This window comes from Grimontia sp. THUN1695, assembly GCF_059704325.2.
In genome coordinates, this window is sequence record NZ_AP046577.1 from 104,976 (window position 1) to 123,585 (window position 18,610).

Annotated in this window: 16 protein-coding genes and 1 other RNA gene; 16 read left to right on the top strand and 1 reads right to left on the bottom strand. The window is 52.9% G+C overall.

Going from position 1 to position 18,610, the window contains the following annotated elements; translation table 11 throughout:
- Window positions 1-52 precede the first annotated feature (52 nt).
- The 16 genes from rnpB to lpxC all read left to right on the top strand — a co-directional run bounded on the left by rnpB (window position 53) and on the right by lpxC (window position 17,687).
- Window positions 53-432: RNase P RNA component class A (rnpB, locus tag AC6IB1_RS03915), an RNA gene on the top strand.
- 274 nt (window positions 433-706) lie between these two features.
- Window positions 707-1,165 carry a division/cell wall cluster transcriptional repressor MraZ gene (gene mraZ / locus AC6IB1_RS03920; RefSeq protein WP_005502145.1) on the top strand — a complete coding sequence of 153 codons (459 nt, stop codon included), beginning with the start codon at window positions 707-709 and terminating at the stop codon, window positions 1,163-1,165.
- Window positions 1,166-1,177: 12 nt separating this feature from the next.
- The gene (gene rsmH, locus AC6IB1_RS03925) at window positions 1,178-2,131 is read left to right on the top strand and encodes a 16S rRNA (cytosine(1402)-N(4))-methyltransferase RsmH (RefSeq protein ID WP_497567903.1); all 954 of its coding nucleotides are present in this window, start codon (window positions 1,178-1,180) and stop codon (window positions 2,129-2,131) included.
- Window positions 2,131-2,445, top strand: a complete 315-nt coding sequence (ftsL, locus tag AC6IB1_RS03930; RefSeq protein WP_497567904.1) for a cell division protein FtsL — start codon at window positions 2,131-2,133, stop codon at window positions 2,443-2,445. The genes rsmH and ftsL overlap by 1 nt, the downstream gene beginning before the upstream one ends.
- A 1-nt stretch (window position 2,446) precedes the next feature.
- Window positions 2,447-4,195 carry a penicillin-binding transpeptidase domain-containing protein gene (locus AC6IB1_RS03935; RefSeq protein WP_497567905.1) on the top strand — a complete coding sequence of 583 codons (1,749 nt, stop codon included), beginning with the start codon at window positions 2,447-2,449 and terminating at the stop codon, window positions 4,193-4,195.
- A complete protein-coding gene (gene murE, locus AC6IB1_RS03940; RefSeq protein ID WP_497567906.1) occupies window positions 4,195-5,682 on the top strand; it encodes a UDP-N-acetylmuramoyl-L-alanyl-D-glutamate--2,6-diaminopimelate ligase in 1,488 nt (495 codons plus the stop codon). Before AC6IB1_RS03935 ends, murE begins: the two co-directional genes overlap by 1 nt.
- Complete coding sequence (murF, locus tag AC6IB1_RS03945) at window positions 5,679-7,043, top strand: UDP-N-acetylmuramoyl-tripeptide--D-alanyl-D-alanine ligase (protein WP_497567907.1); 1,365 nt, start codon at window positions 5,679-5,681, stop codon at window positions 7,041-7,043. The genes murE and murF overlap by 4 nt, the downstream gene beginning before the upstream one ends.
- Window positions 7,037-8,119 (top strand): phospho-N-acetylmuramoyl-pentapeptide-transferase, encoded by a 1,083-nt coding sequence (gene mraY, locus AC6IB1_RS03950; RefSeq protein ID WP_005502135.1) that lies wholly within the window; start codon window positions 7,037-7,039, stop codon window positions 8,117-8,119. Before murF ends, mraY begins: the two co-directional genes overlap by 7 nt.
- Window positions 8,120-9,457, top strand: a complete 1,338-nt coding sequence (murD, locus tag AC6IB1_RS03955; RefSeq protein ID WP_497567908.1) for a UDP-N-acetylmuramoyl-L-alanine--D-glutamate ligase — start codon at window positions 8,120-8,122, stop codon at window positions 9,455-9,457.
- Window positions 9,454-10,665 carry a cell division protein FtsW gene (gene ftsW / locus AC6IB1_RS03960; protein WP_497567909.1) on the top strand — a complete coding sequence of 404 codons (1,212 nt, stop codon included), beginning with the start codon at window positions 9,454-9,456 and terminating at the stop codon, window positions 10,663-10,665. Before murD ends, ftsW begins: the two co-directional genes overlap by 4 nt.
- Complete coding sequence (murG, locus tag AC6IB1_RS03965) at window positions 10,637-11,707, top strand: undecaprenyldiphospho-muramoylpentapeptide beta-N-acetylglucosaminyltransferase (protein ID WP_497567910.1); 1,071 nt, start codon at window positions 10,637-10,639, stop codon at window positions 11,705-11,707. Before ftsW ends, murG begins: the two co-directional genes overlap by 29 nt.
- A 12-nt stretch (window positions 11,708-11,719) precedes the next feature.
- Window positions 11,720-13,183, top strand: a complete 1,464-nt coding sequence (gene murC / locus AC6IB1_RS03970; RefSeq protein ID WP_497569078.1) for a UDP-N-acetylmuramate--L-alanine ligase — start codon at window positions 11,720-11,722, stop codon at window positions 13,181-13,183.
- A 207-nt stretch (window positions 13,184-13,390) separates the two neighbouring features.
- On the top strand, window positions 13,391-14,167 hold the full coding sequence (locus AC6IB1_RS03975; RefSeq protein WP_497567911.1) for a cell division protein FtsQ/DivIB: 777 nt from the start codon (window positions 13,391-13,393) through the stop codon (window positions 14,165-14,167).
- A gap of 11 nt (window positions 14,168-14,178) precedes the next feature.
- Window positions 14,179-15,435 (top strand): cell division protein FtsA, encoded by a 1,257-nt coding sequence (ftsA, locus tag AC6IB1_RS03980; RefSeq protein ID WP_005502127.1) that lies wholly within the window; start codon window positions 14,179-14,181, stop codon window positions 15,433-15,435.
- A 33-nt stretch (window positions 15,436-15,468) separates the two neighbouring features.
- Complete coding sequence (gene ftsZ / locus AC6IB1_RS03985; RefSeq protein WP_497567912.1) at window positions 15,469-16,650, top strand: cell division protein FtsZ; 1,182 nt, start codon at window positions 15,469-15,471, stop codon at window positions 16,648-16,650.
- A gap of 119 nt (window positions 16,651-16,769) precedes the next feature.
- On the top strand, window positions 16,770-17,687 hold the full coding sequence (lpxC, locus tag AC6IB1_RS03990; protein ID WP_039849731.1) for a UDP-3-O-acyl-N-acetylglucosamine deacetylase: 918 nt from the start codon (window positions 16,770-16,772) through the stop codon (window positions 17,685-17,687).
- A gap of 74 nt (window positions 17,688-17,761) precedes the next feature.
- On the opposite strand, the gene AC6IB1_RS03995 is transcribed toward lpxC, so the two are convergent.
- Window positions 17,762-18,226, bottom strand: coding sequence for a DUF721 domain-containing protein (locus AC6IB1_RS03995; RefSeq protein WP_005502117.1), 465 nt, complete (start codon window positions 18,224-18,226; stop codon window positions 17,762-17,764).
- Between the last annotated feature and the right edge of the window lie 384 nt (window positions 18,227-18,610).

Sequence of the window (18,610 nt, forward strand, 5' to 3'; positions counted from 1 at the left end):
GTCTGGCGGTTTCGCTGGATCCGTGGTGGTGAACGCTATATAATCCGCCGCCTGAGTTGGCCGGGTAGCCGCTGCTTCGTTGATGTCCCTTAGGAGACTGACGGAGGGGAGGAAAGTCCGGGCTCCACAGGGCAGGGTGCCAGGTAACGCCTGGGGGGCGCAAGCCTACGACCAGTGCAACAGAGAGTAGACCGCCGATGGCTCTTCGGAGATCAGGTAAGGGTGAAAGGGTGCGGTAAGAGCGCACCGCGCGACTGGTAACAGTTCGTGGCACGGTAAACTCCACCCGGAGCAAGACCAAATAGGTTCCCGTTGGCGTGGCCCGCGTTGGGAACGGGTAGGTTGCTTGAGCCTGTGAGCGATTGCAGGCCTAGAAGAATGGCTACCGCCGTTTTTACGGTACAGAACCCGGCTTATAGGCCAACTCACCCAATACCCGGAAGGCGAGCATCAGCTCGCCTTCTTTTGTTTTGGCGTTATCGACACACATGCCTGAAAAAATGGAATGCTGTGCGGTTAAAAAATGTACGAGCTGGCGAGATGTACAAGCTGTTGAAATAGAATAAGCTTCACGATTTCGTGATCGCGATCGCGCGAGATGCTTGCTTGACTTTCTTTTTGCCTGATACTTACACTTCCTAGTGGGAAATAGTGGGAAATAGTGGAATAAAGTGGGTTATTCTGGTGAAAAAGGGAAATCAGTGACATGTTGAGGGGCGTCAGCGCCATATCGCCCGACGCGAAAGGTCGTGTTGCATTGCCTAAACGTTATCGTGAAGAACTCGATGCGTTATGCGATGGCGTGTTTGTCTGCACCATTGATCATCAGCTACCATGCCTGCTGCTTTACCCCTTGCCCGAATGGGAACGTATCGAAGCCAAATTATCCCGCTTATCCAGCCTCAACCCGGCCGAGCGTCGCTTACAACGTCTGTTGCTCGGTCATGCGTTTGAGTGCGAGATGGACGGACAGGGGCGAATTCTGATTGCACCGACACTGCGTGATTACGCCGGTTTGCATGGTAAAGCCATGCTAGTGGGCCAGCTCAACAAGTTCGAGATCTGGAACAGTGACAAGTGGCAGCAACAGATCGACTTAGATATTCAACACCAAGCCGAATCAGCGGAAGCGCTGAGCGACAGGCTCAGTCACTTATCGCTTTAGGTAATCAAGATTATGTCAGAGCAGTTTTCACATATTTCCGTTCTCCTTCACGAATCCATCGACGGCCTGGCGCTGAAGCCCGACGGCATTTACGTCGATGGGACGTTTGGCCGGGGAGGGCACACGCGTGAAATTTTACGTCGTCTGGGTGAAAACGGTCGCTTGTACAGCATCGACCGCGATCCTCAGGCGATCGAAGAGGCGGGTAAAATCGATGACCCGCGTTTTAATATCATTCATGGCCCGTTTTCAGGTATTCGACAGTACATGGAAGCGCGTGGCTTAAGCGGCAAGATTGACGGTGTATTGCTGGATCTTGGCGTGTCTTCCCCGCAACTTGATGATCCTGAGAGGGGTTTCAGTTTTATGCGTGACGGCCCATTGGACATGCGCATGGATCCGACATCCGGTATTCCGGCTTCACAGTGGCTGGCTGAAGCCGATGCCGATGATATTGCCTGGGTGCTGAAAGAGTTTGGTGAAGAGCGTTTTGCCAAGCGCATTGCCCGTGCGATTGTGGCGCACCGCGAAGATGGCACCAAGGAACCGCTTGCCCGTACGTTGCAGCTCGCGAACCTGATTGCATCCGTGTCTCCTTCGCGTGACCGTAAAAAGCACCCGGCGACACGCTGCTTCCAGGCTATCCGCATTTATATCAACAGTGAGCTGGAAGAGATAGAGACCGCCATGCAGGGTGCACTGGAAGTGCTGGCTCCGGGCGGGCGTTTGTCGATCATCAGTTTCCACTCGCTGGAAGATCGTCTGGTGAAGCGTTTTATCCGCAAACAGAGCAAAGGGCCGGACGTACCGCATGGGGTGCCTTTGACTGAAGAGCAAATCCGTGCCCTCGGGCAGGCGAAGATGAAGCCGGTCGGAAAAGCACTAAAACCGTCTGATGTTGAAGTATCAGACAACACACGATCACGCAGCTCGGTGTTGCGTGTCGCAGAAAAGCTGGGTGAGTAATGTCGGCAGACAATCCGGGACTAACAAGACAAATTCTCCAGGACCTGATCAGTATCGGCCGGGTTCCTTTGGTGTTGTTGCTGTTGGTGCTTGTGTCTGCCCTTAGCGTGGTGTATGTCACCCAGAAAACGCGTGCGGCCATTGCCCACCATGACCAGCTGCTGATGGAGCGGGAGCAGCTGGAAGTGGAGTGGCGTAACCAGTTGCTGGAAGAGCATGCGTTATCCGAACACAGCCGGGTGGAAGCCATGGCCCGGCAAGATCAAGACATGATCCGTCCCGACAGTCGACGTGAAATCATAGTGAGCCAGTAATGTGAAGGGAAAAGCGAAACCGACAAACCAGCGCGCGAAAAAGCCGGCACCGAATTTGATTCAGTGGCGGTTTGTGACGGTTTGCGTTTGTATTTCGTTGGCGATGTTCGCTTTGATTGCCCGCGCTGCTTTTATTCAGGTTATTGAACCGGATCGCCTTCTTCAGGAAGGCGATATGCGTTCTGTGCGGGTGAAAGCCATGCCGTCAGCACGGGGCATTATTACCGACCGCAACGGCGAATCCCTGGCAGTGAGCGTGCCAGTGGAAGCGGTGTATGTCGATCCTGTCACGGTGTTTAAAAACGGTGGCCTGAAAGATATCGACCGTTGGCACGCGTTGGCGGATGTGCTGGGCATCGATCGTAAGGAGATGGTGGCGCGCATTGAACGTAATCGCAACAAGCGGTTTATCTATCTGCAACGCCAGGTGGGGCCCGCAGTGGCTGATTATGTCGCTGGCCTGCGCTTGCCGGGCATTGGCATGAATGAAGAGTCACGCCGCTTTTATCCGGCAGGGGAAGTCAGCGCCCATTTGGTCGGGGTCACCGGTATTGATGGCCGCGGCCTTGAAGGGATTGAACGTGGCTATGATGGCTGGCTCAGTGGTGAGCCAGGACGCCGCACAGTGCGCAAAGATCGCTATGGACGCGTGGTTGACGTGATTTCCCAACAAGAGCGTGAAGAAGGCAAACCGCTGCAACTCAGTATTGATCAACGCTTGCAGGCGATTGCTTACCGTGCCATCAAGCAGGCAGTGGCAGACTACCGTGCCACATCAGGCTCACTGGTGATGGTGGATGTGCGCACTGGCGAAGTGCTGGCGATGGTCAATGCACCGTCTTACAACCCCAATAACCGTGCAGATCTGAAAAGCTTCAAGATGCGTAACCGCGCGATCACCGATGTGTTTGAACCGGGTTCGACCATCAAGCCGCTGGTGGTCTTGGCTGCGTTGGAAAACGGCGTTGCCGATGAGTCCACTATCATTGATACCGGCAATGGTGTCATGAGTATCGGTGGCGCACGGGTGCGGGATGTGTCTGAGGTCGGCAAAGCTGATCTGCAAAAAATCCTCAAAAAATCCAGTAACATCGGTGTCAGTAAGTTGTCACTGTCTATGCCGGTGGAAGCCTTGCTTGGCCTTTACAGCAGCTTTGGTATTGGGGATGCCACCGGTGTAAACCTGGTGGGTGAGTCGTATGGACTGTTCCCAAACCGTCGCCGCTGGTCTGACTTTGAGCGCGCTACCCTCTCTTTCGGTTATGGCCTTTCTATTACGCCGGCACAGTTGGCTCGCGCGTACGCTGTGCTGGGTGGGCTGGGTGTAAACCGTCCGCTGTCGATCCTGAAAACCGAGTCTGTGGTGCCAGGTAAGCAGGTGGCGTCTCAGGAAAACACCCGCAAAGTACTCAACATGCTGGAGTCCGTCACGCAGGAAGGGGGCAGTGCCCGCCGCGCGGCAGTGGAGGGTTATCGTGTTGGCGCCAAAACCGGTACGGCGAAGGTCGCTGTGGCCGGTGGATACGGTGATGAATATATCGGTTATACGGCGGGGATCGCACCGTTAAGCGATCCACGCATTGCCATGGTGGTGGTGATCAATGAACCTCAGGGCGATAAATACTATGGTGGTCAGGTTGCGGCCCCCGTGTTTTCCGACGTGATGAAGAGCGCGTTGCAAATTCTGAATATTGCACCGGACGCTCAGCAACCCATGTTACAGATCGCTAATACGGACAATCGGAACTGATGCCGAATACGAGCTTGAAAGACTTACTGGCGCCTTGGTATGACGCCATTCCAGATACCCTCATCACCGGTTTGACGCTGGATAATCGCCAGATCACGCCGGGAGATGTGTTTGTTGCGGTCCAGGGGCATTCTCTGGACGCGCGTCGTTTTATTCCTGCGGCGATTGAGGCTGGCGCGGCAGCGGTGATTGCTGATGATGGTGATATTCATGGCCAGTTTGATGTCACCATGCAGGGCGGCGTTCCTGTGGTGGCGTTCCCACACCTCAAATCAGCACTATCAGACATCGCTGGTCGCTTTTACCAGTCGCCCAGCCAGGGGATGACAGTGATTGGCGTAACCGGTACCAACGGGAAGACGACAGTCAGCCAGTTAGTTGCTCAGTGGGTTGACTTGATAGGTGGAAAAGCCGCAGTCATGGGAACAACCGGAAACGGCTTCCTTGATGCGCTGGCGCCAGCTCTCAACACCACAGGCAGCGCACTGGATATCCAGCAGCAACTGGCGAAGTTCAACCAACAGGGTGCGACACATGTGGCGATGGAAGTATCCTCCCACGGTCTGGTGCAGGACCGGGTAAAAGCGGTGGCATTCGATGCGGCAATCTTCACCAACCTCAGCCGTGATCACCTTGATTACCATGGCACGATGGAAGCCTACGCAGAAGCCAAGCTGCGCCTGTTTACCCATTATGGTTCGCCGGTTTCGGTGATTAATGCCGATGATCCGGTTGGTATGAGCTGGCTTGGCAGCATGCCGGAAGCGGTGGCGGTTTCCATGTCTGAAAAAGCAGTACACCAGCATCAGGGACGCAAGCTATGGTTGACTGCGGTGGATTATGCGACCAGTGGTGTCACAATCAGATTTGATTCTTCCTGGGGAGAGGGCGAGTTTACAGCACCGCTGGTCGGCGAGTTCAACGTGATGAACCTTTTGGTCAGCCTGTCCACTCTTCTTGCGCTTGGCTACGACAAAGCGGCGCTCTTGGCCTCGGCAGCGAAGCTTCAGGCCGTGATTGGACGAATGGAAGTTTTTCATCGCCCTGACAAACCGATGTGTGTGGTTGATTATGCTCACACTCCCGATGCGCTTGAGAAAGCGCTGCATGCCCTTCGCCGTCACTGTGATGGCAAGCTTTGGTGTATTTTTGGTTGTGGCGGGGACAGGGACACGGGCAAGCGCCCGATGATGGCAGATGTTGCAGAAAAACTCGCGGACGTCGTCATCATTACGGATGACAATCCCCGCTCTGAATCCCCACAAGCCATTGTGGCTGACATGCTCCGTGGTATGACTGACCCCGATCAGGCAACTGTCCTTCACGATCGTGCACAGGCATGTGGCTATGCCTTTGAAAATGCGTCTGAAAAAGACGTGATTCTGGTTGCAGGAAAAGGACACGAAGATTATCAGGTACTGGCATCCGGTACCGTTCACTATTCCGATCGTGATACCGTGCGCCGTCTGTTGGAGGAAGCCGTATGATCTCCGTTGCGCTGACAACATTGCAGGATGTTCTGAATGCCGAGTTGATTGGTCAGGATGTCACTATTGATGCGGTATCTACCGACACCCGTACTTTGAGTCAAGGCGCCTTGTTCGTTGCCTTGGTAGGAGAGCGGTTTGATGCCCATGATTTTGTGGAAACGGCAAAGCAAAATGGCGCGTCTGCTCTGTTGGTGTCCAAAGTAGTCGATATCGACTTGCCACAGCTGGTGGTGAAAGACACCAAGCGGGCTCTGGGGCAACTCGGTGCATGGGTAAAATCCCAGTGTGGCGTAAAAACCATTGCCCTGACGGGCAGCTGTGGCAAAACCACAGTGAAAGAGATGCTGGCAGCGATTTTGTCGCAAAAAGGCCAGACGCTTTACACCGCCGGTAACTTCAACAATGACATTGGTGTGCCATTGACATTGTTGCGACTCACCCCTTTCGATGACTATGCGGTGATCGAGCTCGGAGCCAACCATATCGGTGAAATTGCCTATACCACGTCGTTGGTGAAGCCCGATTTGGCGCTGGTGACCAATCTGGCGGCAGCGCACCTTGAAGGCTTTGGATCACTTGATGGCGTGGCTCAGGCAAAAGGTGAAATATTCCAGGGGCTGTCTGATGGCGGTATCGCTATTGTCAACCAGGACAGCAATGGCGGTGATTTTTGGACCCCGGCGCTTGAAGGTAAGCAAGTGCTTACCATGACAGTAACTGGCAAGCCTGCGGATTACCGTGCTGAAAACATTCACCACATCGACAACGGTTGCTACGCCTTCGATCTGGTTGCGCCGGATGGCGTTTACCCGGTCAGGCTCAGCCTGCCGGGTGCGCATAACGTGGCAAATGCTGTGTTGGCAGCCATTGCAGCCACCAGAATTGATTCCCGAGTAACCATGGATGATGTCGTCCGTGGCCTTGGTTCTGTTTCGCCAGTCAAAGGGCGTGGTGCAGTAAGCTTTCCACGCCCCGGCTTGCGCCTGATTGATGACAGTTACAACGCCAGTCTTGCAGCGATGAAAGCGGCCGTGGATTTATTGGACAGCTTTGATGGCGACAAGATCATCGTTCTGGCCGACATGGCAGAAATGGGCGAACACACCGATTCGGTGCATGAAGACGTGGCCATGCACCTCAGCAACGCCTCCATTCAAACCGTATTGACCTATGGTCCAGCCAGCGCTGTGATCAGCGAGAGTTGTGGTGGCCAACACTTTGAAGATAAAAGCGCGCTGATTGCGCATGTAGTAAAACTTATGAATACAAAGCGAGAAGTCTCCGTTTTGGTCAAAGGGGCCAACGGAATGAAGATGTCTGAAGTGGTTGCAGCCATAGAGGAGGCAGCTCAATGCTAGATTGGCTATCTGATGTCCTGACACAGCACATTCCGTTTTTCCGGTTGTTTGATTACCTTACATTCCGCGCCATCCTGAGTGTGCTGACCGCCTTGGGGCTGTCGCTCTGGATGGGGCCACGCCTGATTGCCCGCCTGCAAATGCTGCAAATTGGCCAGGTGGTAAGAAACGAAGGGCCGGAATCCCATTTCAGCAAACGGGGTACGCCGACCATGGGCGGCATCATGATCCTGACGGCGATTACTGTGACCGTGCTGCTGTGGGCAGATCTATCTAATCCGTATGTCTGGGCAGTGCTGTTTGTGACTCTGGGTTACGGTGCTGTGGGCTTTGTCGATGATTACCGCAAAGTGGTACGTAAAAACACCGATGGCCTGATTGCCCGCTGGAAGTATTTCTGGCAATCCGCTATTGCGCTGGTGGTGGCGTTTGCCCTTTACATGCATGGTAAAGACACCGCAGCAACCCAACTGGTGGTACCGTTTTTCAAAGATGTGATGCCGCAACTTGGGCTGTTTTATATCGTCTTCACCTATTTCGTGATTGTTGGCTCAAGCAATGCGGTCAATCTGACTGACGGTTTGGATGGCCTTGCCATTATGCCTACCGTGATGGTGGCCAGTGGCTTTGCCTTTATTGCCTGGGCAACCGGTAACGTGAACTTTGCTGAGTACCTGCACATCCCCTACATCAAAGATGCCGATGAACTGGTGATCGTCTGTGCGGCGATTGTCGGTGCCGGTCTGGGCTTTTTGTGGTTTAACACCTATCCGGCGCAGGTATTTATGGGCGATGTAGGCTCGCTGGCGCTGGGTGGCGCGCTGGGTACCATTGCGGTGCTGGTACGTCAGGAGTTCCTGCTGGTGATCATGGGCGGTGTGTTTGTGATGGAAACCCTGTCAGTGATCCTGCAGGTTGGTTCTTATAAGCTGCGTGGACAGCGTATTTTCCGCATGGCACCTATCCATCATCACTACGAATTGAAAGGCTGGCCAGAGCCGCGCGTGATTGTGCGTTTCTGGATCATTACCCTGATGCTGGTTCTGGCAGGACTGGCAACACTGAAGGTGCGCTAAATGAAGACAGACGCCGCGAAAAACATTGTGGTGATAGGGCTCGGCATGACCGGGCTCTCTGTCGTTCATCATCTGGTACGAAAAGATGATGGCGCGATCGTAAAAGTGATAGATACCCGTGTCACTCCACCGGGCGCTGACCTGTTGCCACAAGACGTGGCACTGCATGCCGGTGGCTGGAACATGGACTGGCTGTTGTCTGCCGACCTTATTGTGGCTAGTCCGGGTATCGCACTGGCAACGCCAGAGCTAAAAGTGGCGGCAGAAAAAGGCATTGAGATTGTCGGTGATATTGAGCTCTTTGCCCGCGACGTGAAAGCGCCTGTCATTGGTATTACCGGCTCAAACGGTAAAAGCACTGTGACCAGTCTGGTCGGTGAAATGGCAAAGGCGGCCGGGATTAACGTTGGTGTCGGCGGCAATATCGGCTTTGCGGCGCTGGATATGCTGGCAAACGACCATGACCTGTATGTGCTGGAGCTTTCCAGCTTCCAACTGGAAACCACATCGTCTTTGAACCTTGATGCAGCGGTGTTCCTCAATCTTTCTGAGGATCATATGGATCGCTACGAAGGAATGGATGATTACCGCGATGCCAAATTGCGTATTTTTGACCAGACGAAGCTGTCGGTCTGGAATCAGGATGATGTGCAGACAAAAGGCGGCAATGAGCCTGCCACCAGCTTCGGTTTTACTTCGGGTGAGTACACACTGACCCAGCAAGATGGGACAGAATGGCTGACCGCAAAGGGAGAGCCGGTGATGGCTGTCTCTGAGATTGCCCTGGTTGGCCGCCACAATGTGGCCAACTGTCTGGCGGCGATGGCGTTGGCGGATGCTGCAGGCATTAGCCGTACGGCGCAGTGCAAAGCCATGCGTGAATATCGCGGTTTACCGCATCGTTGCCAGCAGGTGGTTGAGCACAATGGTGTGCTTTGGGTCAATGATTCCAAGGCGACGAACCCTGCCAGCACACTGGCAGCACTTGACGGCCTGCGATTGGCCGGTCGACTGCATCTGTTAGTGGGTGGCGATGGGAAGGGGGCAGATTTTTCTCTTCTGAAGCCGGCGCTGGATAAGCTCAACGTCACCTTGTATTGCTACGGACGTGACAGGCAGGCATTCACATCACTGGTCGATAAGCCAGTGGTGACTGACACGATGCAGCAGGCGATGGACATTGCAGCAGAGAATGCAAATCCGGGGGATATGGTGCTCTTGTCGCCTGCCTGTGCGAGCCTGGATCAGTTCACCAATTTTATGGTGCGTGGTGACACATTTGCGGCATATGCGAATGAGATTGCACAGCGCTGCGCCGGGGAGTGCGTAACAGAATGATGAGTGCGAAGTGGGAAGACAACCGTTTGGTGCGCTGGCTTTCGAGCCCGGCGCCCATGGCGTTGTATGACCGCCAGTTGGTCTGGTTGTCATTCGGCCTGATGATGGTCGGCCTGATCATGGTTTCTTCTGCTTCGATCCCTGTGTCATTCCGCCTGGTCGATAAGCCGTTTTACTTTGCTATACGTCAGGGAGTGTACCTTATCGGTGCGCTTATCATCGCCGGTATTGCTATGCAGATCCCATTGGCGCGCTGGCAGCAGCTCAGTATTCCTATGCTGTTCATTTCGCTGGCCCTACTGGTGGCGGTATTGGTTGTTGGCCGCTCTATTAACGGTGCGGTACGCTGGTTGCCGTTGGGCTTTTTTAACCTCCAGCCAGCAGAGGTCGCCAAGCTGTCCTTGTTCTTGTTTATTTCCGGGTATCTGGTGCGTCGCCACGGTGAAGTGCGTGAGAGCTTTACGGGCTTTTTGAAGCCACTTGCGGTGCTGGTATTGATCGCCAGCTTGCTGCTTCTCCAGCCTGATCTGGGATCTGTGGTGGTGATGTTTGTTACCACGGTGGGCATGCTGTTTATCGCTGGGGCGAAGTTATGGCAGTTTGGTGTCTTGATGTTTACAGGATTTGGGTTAGTGGGGCTCCTTATTATCGCTGAGCCTTACCGTGTTGCCCGGGTGACCTCATTTCTTGACCCGTGGCAGGATCCGTTTGGCAGCGGCTACCAGCTCACTCAGTCACTGATGGCCTTTGGCCGTGGCAGTTGGTGGGGACAGGGATTAGGTAATTCTATTCAGAAACTCGAATACCTGCCGGAAGCGCACACTGACTTTGTTATTGCCGTGCTCGCAGAAGAACTCGGTCTGGTGGGCGTGACCCTGGTGCTCCTGATGGTGTTCGCACTGGTGTTCCGCGCTTTGTTTATCGGTAAACGCTGCCTTGAAGCAAACCAATTGTTTGGCGGCTTTCTGGCATTTGGTATCGGTATCTGGTTTGCTTTTCAGGCGTTGGTTAACGTCGGCGCTGCGGCAGGGATTATGCCAACCAAAGGATTGACACTGCCGCTGGTCAGTTATGGCGGCTCAAGTTTATTTATTATGTCTACGGCGGTGGCACTGCTGCTTCGCATTGATCACGAGTACCGTTTGGAAACGGCACAGGCACACCAACGAATTATCTCTCATGAAAAACGAAAAAGAACCAAAAACTAAACGACTAATGGTGATGGCCGGAGGAACCGGTGGTCATGTTTTCCCCGGACTCGCAGTGGCGAAAGTACTGCAAGAGCAGGGGTGGGAAATTCGCTGGTTAGGTACCGCGGACAGAATGGAAGCGGACTTGGTGCCAAAACATGGTATTGAGATCAATTTTATTGATGTGAAAGGGCTGCGTGGAGCGGGCTTTGCGCGTAAACTTCTTGCCCCCTGGATGGTACTGAATGCGGTACTTCAGGCTAGACATCATATTAAAGACTGGCAGCCGGATGTCGTGCTGGGCATGGGCGGGTATGTCAGCGGACCTGGTGGTCTGGCAGCTTGGCTGAGTGGTGTACCGGTGGTGCTCCACGAGCAAAATGCGGTGGCTGGTTTGACTAACCAGTGGCTGGCGAAAATAGCTAAACGAGTCTTGCAGGCCTTTCCCGGTGCATTTGCCGATAAAGAAGTGGTCGGCAACCCGGTCCGTAAAGATGTTTGTGCACTGCCGGAACACAAAGTTTATGAAGACGGTACGCCGCTGAAAGTGCTGGTGATGGGGGGCAGTCAGGGCGCCCGGATCCTGAACCATACCGTGCCGGAAGCCATGGCAAGGCTAGGTCGGGAAGCGGTGGTCCGTCATCAGGCTGGTAAGGGTAATCAGTCGGATACCGCCGAACGTTACCAGAAAGCCGGTGTGGTAGATGTCGAGGTGACTGAGTTTATTGATGATGTGGCCGAAGCCTATGACTGGGCGGATATCCTGATTTGTCGCTCTGGCGCGCTGACAGTGTCAGAAGTTGCAGCCGCAGGTGTACCCGCGATCTTCGTGCCATTCCAGCATAAAGATCGCCAGCAGGCACTCAATGCCGAGCACTTGGTGGAAAATGGCGCTGCACGCATGATTGAGCAACACGAATTAACTGCTGACACATTGGCAGCAGCCCTGGAAGATAACGATTCATCGTCATTGATGGCGATGTCGAAGGCAGCCAAAGCGGCAGCTATTACCAATGCTGCTGAGCGTGTTGCCAGTGTCATCAACGACGTAGCGAAGTAAGAGAACAAAGTGATGGGCAAATTTGACAGTCATCAGCTAGAAAAAATTCGAACCATGGTGCCGGAGATGCGCCGTGTGAAGCGCATTCACTTTGTGGGCATTGGCGGTGCCGGTATGTGCGGTATCGCGGAAGTACTGATTAACGAAGGTTATGAGATCTCAGGCTCGGATTTGTCTGAAAATACTGTTACCCAACGTCTGGAAAGCAAAGGTGCCACGGTGTTTTTGGGGCATGCCGAGAGCAATGTTGACGGCGCAAGTGTGGTGGTGGTGTCTACGGCTATCCGTCAGGATAACCCTGAATTGGTTGCCGCCAAAGCGGCGCGTATTCCTGTGGTGCGCCGTGCTGAAATGCTGGCAGAACTGATGCGTTACCGCCACGGTATTGCGGTCGCCGGTACACACGGTAAAACCACGACGACAGCCCTGACCACCCTGATCTATCAGGAAGCGGGCCTGGACCCAACTTTTGTCAATGGTGGTTTGGTGAAAAGCGCAGGTACCAACGCGCGCTTAGGATGCAGCCGTTACCTGATTGCGGAAGCGGACGAAAGTGATGCGTCATTCCTGCACCTGCAGCCGATGGTGGCGATTGTCACCAATATCGAAGCTGATCACATGGATACTTATGGCGGTGACTTCGACAATCTGAAACAAACCTTTATCGACTTCCTGCACAACTTGCCGTTTTATGGTTTGGCTGTCATGTGTGTGGACGATCCTGTGGTGCGCGAACTGATCCCACGCATAGGTCGTCAGGTGATCACTTATGGTTTTTCTGAAGATGCGGACGTACGGCTGAAAGATTACCGGCAGGAAGGTCAGAAAGGTATTTTCACTGTTTTGCGTGCCGGTAAGCCGGATATCCATGTCGAACTGAATATTCCGGGCCGTCATAACGCGTTGAATGCGGCGGCGGCTGTCGCCGTAGCAACGGAAGATGGCGTGGAAGATGACGCTATCCTGCGCGCATTGGCAAGCTTTGAAGGCACTGGTCGCCGTTTCGATCAGCTAGGCCGGTTTCCGGTTGATGATGGCTATGCGTTACTGGTGGATGATTACGGCCACCACCCAAGTGAAGTCGATGTCACGATTCAGGCAGCGCGTGCAGGCTGGGCTGATAACCGCCTGGTGATGGTGTTTCAACCACACCGTTACAGCCGTACCCGGGATTTGTACGATGATTTTGCCAATGTGTTGGAACAGGTTGATGTGCTGCTGATGCTGGATGTTTACCCAGCGGGTGAAGCACCGATTGCCGGTGCGGATGGCCGAAGTCTATGCCGCACAATTCGCGGGCGCGGAAAAATTGATCCGATTTTTGTTCCGGATGTCGATGCCCTGCCTGCCGCTCTGGCTGCTGTCATTCAGCCGGGCGATCTGGTGCTGACGCAAGGGGCAGGAGATATCGGTAAAGTGGCCAGAAAACTGGCGGAGCTAAAGCTGGATAAGAAGGCACTGAGCGAGCAAGTATAAGCCTGGTTGCATGGACTTATGCGCGGCCAGAAGGAGTGATGTCTAATTTTTGATCTGTGTGGGGCAGTTTTGCATGTATTTGATCTCAGCTTCATCACTTCAGTGTCAAGAAGGGTTGGTGACCTGTCAAGCTGACCGTTATAATCGGTCGGCTTTGCAAGAAGCAAAGTAGCAGGTTGCCTGATATGAGAGGGGCAATGGCCTGATATGACAAATATGACCGTAGAGGACATACCGGCTCAGCCTTCAGTGCTTAAAGCGCATTGGGGGGGGCTGGCATTTCTGGTATTTGTCATTCTGACGATTCTCTGGTCTTTGCTTCGTGTACTCAGTTGGATGGGGGATGAAGAACAACTGCCTTTGTCCCAGATAGTTGTGCAGGGTGAGCTTAAACATCTGACGCCGCTGGCAGTGAAAAATGCTGTTTTGCAGCTGGGGGCGCTGAACAGTTTTATGCTTCAGAATGTTGACGACATTCATGGCGCAATTTCATCCCTGCCATGGGTTGCCAATGTGGCTGTGAGAAAACAGTGGCCGGATACACTCAAAGTGAATGTGACCGAATATCAGCCGGAGGCAGTCTGGAATGGATCGCAACTTTTAGACGTCAATGGCCAGGTGTTCGGTGCCGATCCTGCTGATGTCAAAGATCTAGGTCTGGTCTCACTCCATGGTCCGGATGGTAGTGAGAAAGAGGTATTGGAAGCGTGGCGCGAGATGCGCAACATTCTGGTGCCAACAAAATTAGACATTGCTGCTTTGGCGCTGAATGAGCGTCGTTCGTGGCGGATCGTGACCCGTGATGGGGTTCGCCTTGAGTTAGGACGGAAGTTCCGTAACGAGAGATTAAAACGCTTTGTTGAACTGTTGCCAGACTTTAAGGCAACAGGTCGGGCGATTCAATACGTGGATTTGCGCTATGACACGGGCGCAGCGGTGGGCTGGAAAGTGCCTGACGTTGACGCCGGTGAAGAGAATACCTGAGAGTAGGTGGAATGAAACAAACAACTGACAGACCGCTGATTGTTGGATTGGATATCGGGACTTCCAAGGTTTCCGTGCTGGTCAGTGAGATTTTACCTGATGGTGCCGTCAATGTACTGGGTGTGGGCTCCACGCCATCTCAGGGAATGGATAAAGGCGGCGTGAATGACCTTGAGTCTGTCGTCAAATCAGTAGAGAGAGCGGTCAACGACGCGGAACTGATGTCGGACTGTAAAATCCGTTCTGTCTATCTGTCGCTGTCGGGGAAACATATTCACTGCCAGACTGAACGGGGCATGGGCACGATTTCTGATGAAGAAGTCACGCAGGATGACGTTGACATGGTGATCCATACGGCCAAGTCAGTCAAAATCAGTGATGAGCAGCGTGTGCTGCATGTGATCCCACAAGAATACAAAATAGACTATCAGGAAGGGATCAAAAACCCTGTAGGGCTTTCCGGTGTGCGTATGGAAGCCAGCGTGCATTTGATTACCTGCCATAACGATACTGCGCGCAACATTGAAAAAGCCGTGGAGCGATGTGGCCTGAAAGTGGATCAGTTAATTTTCTCTGGTCTGGCGGCAAGCCACGCAGTGATCACTGCAGACGAGAGAGAGTTGGGAGTATGCGTCGTCGATATTGGCGGCGGAACCATGGATATTGCCGTATGGACGGGCGGCGCGTTGCGTCATGCTGCCGTTATTCCCTACGCCGGTAATGTCATTACCAGTGACATCGCTTATGCCTTCGGCACCCCCCTCAGCGACGCCGAGAAAATTAAAGTGAAGCATGGGTGTGCGTTAAGCGAACTGGTAAACAAAGATGCCAAGGTCGATGTCCCAAGTGTCGGTGGGCGTCCTTCACGGAGCCTGCAACGCCAGACATTGGCTGAAGTCATTGAACCACGTTGTAGTGAACTGCTGGGGTTGGTGCAGCACGAGCTGGAGCGTGTGCAGGAGCGCCTCCGTGGCCAGGGTGTGAAACACCAATTGGCTGCAGGTATCGTCCTCACAGGCGGTGCAGCACAAATGCAGGGGCTGGTAGAGTGCGCTGAGCGTGTTTTCCAGAATCAGGTACGCGTGGGGCTTCCTTATGGTGTGACAGGGCTGACTGACTATGTCAACGCAACCTATCACGCCACTGCGGTTGGTTTGCTACATTATGGCAAAGAAAACCTATTGAACGAATCGAGCGAGCCGGAGCCTAAAAGAACTGTATCAGGCATGTTCAGTAAACTTAGTGGTTGGCTTAAGAAAGAATTTTAAACCTGATGCGAACAGGAAAGACGGAGAGAACACATGTTTGAACCGATGATGGAAATGTCCAACGATGCGGTAATTAAAGTCGTTGGTGTTGGTGGCGGTGGCGGCAATGCAGTCGAACACATGGTGCGTGAATCAATTGAAGGGGTGGAATTCATCACTGTCAATACGGATGCTCAGGCACTGCGCAAGACGTCTGTCAGTACTGTCATTCAAATTGGTGGCGATATCACAAAAGGTCTGGGTGCGGGGGCAAACCCACAGGTAGGTCGCGAATCAGCAATGGAAGATCGCGAAGCGATTAAAGCTGAGCTTGAAGGTGCCGATATGGTATTCATCGCAGCAGGCATGGGCGGCGGTACCGGTACCGGTGCGGCACCTGTGATTGCTGAGGTAGCCAAAGAGCTGGGCATTCTGACCGTAGCGGTAGTGACTAAGCCATTTAGCTTTGAAGGTAAGAAGCGTATGGCGTTTGCAGAGCAGGGCATCGATGAGCTGTCCAAGCATGTTGACTCATTGATCACTATCCCAAACGAGAAGTTGCTGAAAGTGCTGGGTCGCGGTATCACCTTGCTGGATGCATTTGCGAAAGCGAATGATGTGCTGCGTAATGCAGTGCAGGGTATCGCAGAGCTGATCACCCGCCCTGGCCTGATTAATGTCGACTTTGCAGATGTGCGCACTGTGATGTCGGAAATGGGTCATGCCATGATGGGTAGTGGCGTTGCAACCGGTGAAGACCGTGCAGAAGAAGCCGCTGAAATGGCCATTTCAAGCCCACTGCTGGAAGACATTGATTTGGCAGGTGCACGTGGTGTTCTGGTCAATATCACGGCTGGCTTCGATATGCGACTGGATGAATTTGAAACGGTAGGCAACACTGTAAAAGCGTTTGCGTCAGATAACGCCACTGTGGTGATTGGTTCGTCAATGGATCCGGACATGAGTGACGAATTGCGTGTAACAGTAGTGGCAACCGGTATTGGTAATGAACGTAAACCGGATATTACGCTGGTGCCAGGCACACAACAAAAAACTACCGCGGTAGAAAACAAGGCACAGCCTTTGCAAGATACATCTAAGGTGACAACGCCTGTGCCGGGTGGACGTCCGGTAGAATCGTCTGTTCAGCCACAGACGTCAAACGTTGCACCAAAGCCGAAACAGGATCAAGACTACCTTGATATCCCTGCGTTTTTACGTAAACAAGCGGATTAACAATAGGCAGTGCTTGGTTTGTATACAGTAGCATGATATTATGCTGCCCGTTTTTCCTCATTGTGACACTGTAATGGGTGATTTGAGGCGCAAAACATGTATTCAGTTGGGAATGGCAGATGATTAGACAAAGAACATTAAAAACAATTGTTCAAACGACTGGAGTCGGTTTGCACTCTGGCCGTAAGGTCACCTTGATCCTGCGCCCGGCTGCAGCTAACACGGGCGTGATTTATCGCCGTACCGACCTGAATCCACCGGTTGATTTTCCGGCGGACCCAGCGTCTGTCCGCGACACCATGCTGTGTACTGCACTGGTAAATGATGATGGCGTACGCATTTCTACCGTTGAGCACCTTAATGCGGCGCTGGCGGGCATGGGTATCGACAACGTCATCATCGAAGTGGATGCACCGGAAATTCCAATCATGGACGGTAGCGCCAGCCCGTTTATTTATCTGTTGCAATCGGCGGGTATTGAAACGCTTAATGCACCAAAGCGTTTTGTGCGCATTAAGAAACCTGTTCGCATCGAAGACGGCGACAAGTGGGCAGAGCTGCTGCCCTATGACGGCTTCCGCCTCGACTTCGCCATCGACTTCAATCACCCGGCAATTGAAGCAGAGCAACAAAATCTGGTGTTGGACTTCTCTTCCCAGTCGTTCATCAAGGATATCAGTCGCGCGCGTACTTTTGGCTTCATGCGTGACATCGAATACCTCCAGTCACGTAACCTGTGTCTGGGCGGCAGCTTCGATTGTGCTATCGTGCTTGATGATTACCGCATCCTGAACGAAGAAGGCCTACGTTTTGACAATGAATTAGTGAAACACAAAGTGCTGGACGCCATTGGCGATCTGTACATGTGTGGTCATAATATCATTGGTGAAATGCGCGCATACAAGTCTGGTCATGCACTGAACAACCAGTTGTTGCGTGCAGTTTTGGCGGATCAGGAAGCCTGGGAATGGGCGACATTCGAAGATGAGCAGACGCTCCCAGTGACATTTGCCCAACCAGGTATGGTACTGGCATAAGCGAAGAAAGCACAATGAAAAAACCGAAGCACTGGCTTCGGTTTTTTTGTCTCTGTTTATCAGAAGTTACGGCCCTAATCTTCCCGCTTAGACAGCGCTGCGATGGCTTCCAGTTTCTTTTTTACCTTATCAGGCGCTGCTTCGGCGATGGCTTTCAGGTACTCTGCTGCCATTGGGCTCACTTTGCGGGTCTGTTTTGCTGCTTCTTTCTCGCGTCCTTTTTTTGAAATGTCTATCGCAAGGGCTGGGTTAACCTTGATTTCAATCGTCATGAGCGATGGAAGGGGCCCTTGGCGCAGGGAAGACATCAAGGTTTGTCTGTCGTAGTTTAGCCGCGTTGCCCAAGTAGAAGAGCCACACTCCAGCACCAGAATACCGTCACGGTAATTGGCTACACGGCATTGTTTTGCCGATGCGGGAGGGAGCACTGCCTGAACCTGTTGGTTGAGTTTGGCTAACGCCATGGCCCGTTGATGGATTTGACCTGTCAGGGCATTTTCCAGTAACGCCTGAGCGGCTTGTGGACGATGATCTCTCATGAGTGTGTGATATCCGTTAGACGTTAAGGGGCGGCAGAGCAAGGGAAAAGCGTACCAATGTCACGGTATTCTCTCCATCAGATCCAAGCAAAATCTGAGTATGGCGTAATAACCTTGCACCACAAGTGAACATAAACTGCACTAAAACGGTTCTAGTCAATGAACGGGTTCTAATTTTTTTCAACCAAACCCAATGAATATCTATTACAGGTAGGATGAGCAATAGATATGCCTTATTATAAACAACCATAGCGCAATATAGCGTAATGAATTGATTCTCAGGCCTTGAAATCTGCCTTTTGAGGCACAAGATCAACGCCATCATAGATTCTTCCGAAAGAATTTTGGCAGAGAGAAGCAATTTACTCTGCCGCCTAGGATCCA